Source organism: Trebonia sp. (assembly GCF_049794275.1).
Classification (GTDB): Bacteria; Actinomycetota; Actinomycetes; order Streptosporangiales; family Streptosporangiaceae; genus Trebonia.
In genome coordinates this window covers 1-3,665 of sequence record NZ_JBARCR010000176.1, presented here as the reverse complement: position 1 = coordinate 3,665, position 3,665 = coordinate 1, and the positions used below count along the sequence as shown (strand labels likewise).

4 protein-coding genes and 1 pseudogene are annotated in these 3,665 nt (G+C 70.0%); 2 read left to right on the top strand and 3 right to left on the bottom strand.

Annotated elements, in window-relative coordinates; genetic code table 11:
- On the top strand, nt 1-518 hold a 518-nt coding region (locus WA805_RS05025), incomplete at its 5' end, for an undecaprenyl-diphosphate phosphatase (RefSeq protein ID WP_425241764.1).
- A gap of 117 nt (nt 519-635) precedes the next feature.
- Here WA805_RS05025 and WA805_RS05020 read toward each other — a convergent pair.
- Nucleotides 636-866 carry a hypothetical protein gene (locus tag WA805_RS05020; RefSeq protein WP_422280366.1) on the bottom strand — a complete coding sequence of 77 codons (231 nt, stop codon included), beginning with the start codon at nt 864-866 and terminating at the stop codon, nt 636-638.
- A gap of 125 nt (nt 867-991) precedes the next feature.
- On the opposite strand from WA805_RS05020, the gene WA805_RS05015 reads away from it, so the two are divergent.
- Nucleotides 992-1,372, top strand: a complete 381-nt coding sequence (locus WA805_RS05015) for a VOC family protein (RefSeq protein ID WP_425241765.1) — start codon at nt 992-994, stop codon at nt 1,370-1,372.
- A 411-nt stretch (nt 1,373-1,783) separates the two neighbouring features.
- On the opposite strand, the pseudogene WA805_RS05010 reads toward WA805_RS05015, so the two are convergent.
- A pseudogene (locus WA805_RS05010) lies at nt 1,784-2,173 on the bottom strand (1-acyl-sn-glycerol-3-phosphate acyltransferase); the annotation flags it as partial.
- A 338-nt stretch (nt 2,174-2,511) separates the two neighbouring features.
- Nucleotides 2,512-3,333 carry a patatin-like phospholipase family protein gene (locus WA805_RS05005; RefSeq protein WP_422286881.1) on the bottom strand — a complete coding sequence of 274 codons (822 nt, stop codon included), beginning with the start codon at nt 3,331-3,333 and terminating at the stop codon, nt 2,512-2,514.
- Nucleotides 3,334-3,665: the final 332 nt, after the last annotated feature.

The window sequence follows — 3,665 nt, the reverse complement described above, 5'->3', positions numbered from 1 at the left end:
GTCAGGCGCAGGCGCCGGGGGCTGAGCAGGGTTACCCCCCGCAGGGGCACTCCCGGCAGGAGGGCGCCGCGCGGCGCGCCGAGGGGCCGCGGGAGGTGGAGATCGACCGGGCGGTGCGGGCCGACCGGCGGCTGTCCACGATGGGCTACGCCCGGGCGATCCTGGTCGGCTCCGCGCAGATCCTCGCGCTGCTGCCCGGCATCAGCCGGGATGGCATCGTGACGGTCACGGGCATGTGGCGCGGGCTCAGCACGGAAGACGCGGTGCGGTTCTCGTTCCTGCTGTCCGCCCCGGTGATCCTGGCGGCCGGGTTGCTGAAGGGGAAGGACCTGTTCGGCCCGATGGGCGCTGGCATCCACGGCCCGGTGCTCGTCGGCAGCCTGCTGGCTGGCATCGGCGCCTACCTGTCCGTCCGGTTCCTGACCAAGTACTTCAGCGAGGACCGGTCGCTCAACCCGTTTGGCATCTACTGCCTGGTCGCGGGCGTCGCCAGCTTCGCCTACCTAGTCCTGAAGTAGGGCCGCCAGCAGCCGCTGCCCGCGACTTAGGGGCAGGACGTTATGCTTTTCTTGCTGTTATCCGTCTTCGAGCATTATTTGCTGCCCTAAGTCAATCGGGTGGCGGCGGGTGCTCGACTACTTGCCGGGATGTGCCTGCGGGCGGCGGCGGCTCGCCGGGGGCTCGTGCAGCAGCGGGCCGGACGTGCGGGCGAGGAACTCGTGGTAGGTCTTCGGGCCCTCGTGCGAGTTGAGCAGGTAACGGTCCGGCGCGGAGCGCAGGATGATCATCCGACGCTGGGCCTCGTTCATTTCGCCGACCACGGCCGCGACCTTGCCGACCATGCGCCTGAGCTGTGCTGCCTTCATGGTCATCTCCACTGCGTCGTCCTGCTACAAGACTCGCGCTAAGACCTGGGGCGCCGCATTGGGAGAAGTCTATAGTCCGCGGGCGGCGGTGTCTTAGGCCTCCTATCGATGCTTGGGCTGCGACAATGATCGCCATGCTCGATCACGTGAGTATCCAGTGTGCCGACATGGCGGCCAGCGCTTCGTTCTACGACTCGGTCCTCGCGCCGCTTGGCGGGCGGCGGATCATGGACTTCGGCGTGGCGATCGGTTACGGCACGCCGGACCGGCCGGACTTCTGGATCGGGGCGCAGGCGACAGGGGACGGATTCCGCGAGTCCCACATCGCCTTCACCGCGCCGGACCGTGCGGCGGTCCTGGCGTTCTGCGAGGCGGCGCGCGCCGTCGGCGTGACGGTCCTGCACGAGCCGCGGGTATGGCCGGAGTATCACGAGCACTACTACGCCGCCTTCGTACGCGACCCGGACGGGAACAACGTCGAGGCTGTCTGCCACCTGCCGGGATAAGGGGCTGGCGTCCGGAGTCAGGGGCGTACGTTCCGGATGATGGATTTCAGGATCGGAGCGGGAAAGGGCTTGCTGGCTGGGGTCCTGCGCCGTAATCCAGGCATCGACGCGCTGCCACCAGTCATAAAGCCAGCGGAGCCGCGTCTCGTCGTCCGCGTCGCGTGGCACGTCGGCGGCCAGGACACGCCACCAGTGCGCCTGGACGAGGAGGTCGCCGGACAGGCTCTGCCAGACGTCGCGGACGCTGACCAGCCGGTCCAGGCCGGCGTGCGCGACGAAAATCACATCCGCGGCCGGGCAGGCATCGATCGCCGCGAACGCCCCGCCCAGGCGCGGCGGGAGGACGTTGGGCATCGCGGCGGCACGTTCGGCCAGGTCGTCGCGGTGGCGGCGGTGCAGCCTGGCGATCGCGCGGCGCCAGCGCTGCGGGGTCCAGTTGCCGCCTTCGGGAAAGATGAGCAGGGCACCGCGCGGGTCGAGGCTGGCGGCCAGGCGGCTGATCAGGTCGGTGTGCGGACTTGTGCCGCCGCGCTTTTTGCGGATGAACGCGTTCGGCAGCCGGTTGGCCAGCACGTCCACGGTGGGGTCGAGCTGCAGCGTCTCCTTCATGACGACCCGGGGACGCCGGGCGCAGGAGGTGATCAGGTAGTGGACGAGCAGCAGGGAATCACCCGGGCCCGCGTGGCGGCTGAGCACGATGACGGGGCGGTTCGCCGGCGCTTCGGTTGGTCCGGTTACCGTGACGCGCAGCCCGCAGGTGCGTTCCGCCGCGCGGTAGATCAGGTCGAGGAACCAGCGCATGATCCCGTAGTGGCGGGTCTGGTAGGGCTCGGTGTCCAGCCGGCCGCCGAAGCCGCTCACGATCCACAGGCACAGCATGACCGTCAGCACGGCGGTCTCGGCGACAGCCCAGACGAGCGCGAAGCACACCACCCGCAGCGCCCGCATCCGGTGCCTCCGGCCGGTGGCGACCCCGTCCTCCTTCCGCAGCCGGTGCCTGACCAGGTTGAAGGCGACGCTCAGCAGGGCCAGCGGCAGCGCGAGGGCGGCCAGGGCGCAGGCGATCGCGACAACGAGCGGGACCAGCACCAAACGGCGCACTGGGCTGGGCGGAAGCATCGGGCCTCCTGGCGGGCTGGCTAGCCGCGATCGGTGGCCAGGTAATCCGCGACAGCCGCGTACGAGCGGTCGATGCTGTCATTTACCTGATTTCGGTCCCGGTAACGGAATTGTCGCATCCCAGGGGGCAGCCGCTGCCCTCCGGTCGGCAGGACGTGCACCTGGACGCCGGGCGGAATCGCCGACATCTCCTCGTGGAACCGGTGCCTGCGCGCGATCTCGAACGCGACAAGCCCCACCTCCCACGGCCGCTTCGGGACGCTCAGCGGGCTCTCGATGCGTCCGGCGTGCAGGACGTAGACGCTGGTCGCGCCGAGCGCGACCGCACGGCCGACCGGGATGGAGTCGACCAGGCCGCCGTCGAAGTAGTGGTTGCCGTCGATCTCCACCGGCGGCAGCAGCCCGGGCACGGCACACGACGCTATGACGGCCGGCACCAGCGGGCCGCTGGTGAACCAGTGTGCAGTCGCCTCCTCGATGCTGGCCGCCACGCAGTGAAACGGCAGCTTCAGGTCGGTGAAGTCGGCGGCGGGGAGGGTGTCGGCGAGCAGCCTTTTGAGCGGCTCGATCGCGTGGAAGTGGGTGCCCGAACGTATCAGCCGGATGGTGCGCCCCAGCACCGTCTCGCTGAACACGTGGCGGAGCGCTTCGCCGCGCCAGAGTTCGGTAAGCCGGTCGGCGGCGCCGTCAGGATCGGCCGCGACGAAGGCGCCGTTCACCGCGCCGATCGAGGTGCCGACGATGTAGTCGGGCGTGATCCCCGCCTCGGCCAGGGCGCGGAGCATGCCGACCTCGTGCGCGCCGAGCAGCCCACCGCCGCCGAGCACGAACGCAGTCTTCACCTATCGCAGGCTACTTGCACGACGCGCGTGCCCCTGTTCAGCGAAGCGCAACGCGTTGCGAACCGCATCGGGTTGCGGGCCGTTGCCAAGGGTGAGGAGCCGAATGCTCTAGGTGGTGACGGGTTGGGGCTCGACCGCGTCGAGGACGGTGACGGTTTGCGGCGCTGTGATGGGCCGGCGACCGTGGACGGCGGCACCGCCGTGCTCGCCGACCCTGAGCGGCGGGCGGCCATCCACCGGCTGCATCATGCCATCGTCGACCACACCTACGGCGTGGCCAGGGACGGGTGGGCGCGAGCGCTGCCCGGGCTGCACGCCGCCTGGGAACAGCT

Excerpts from the sequence above, each read along its gene's own strand:
- WA805_RS05020 (WP_422280366.1), bottom strand. The coding sequence starts at position 866 with ATGAAGGCAGCACAGCTCAGGCGCATGGTCGGCAAGGTCGCGGCCGTG.
- WA805_RS05015 (WP_425241765.1), top strand. The coding sequence starts at position 992 with ATGATCGCCATGCTCGATCACGTGAGTATCCAGTGTGCCGACATGGCG.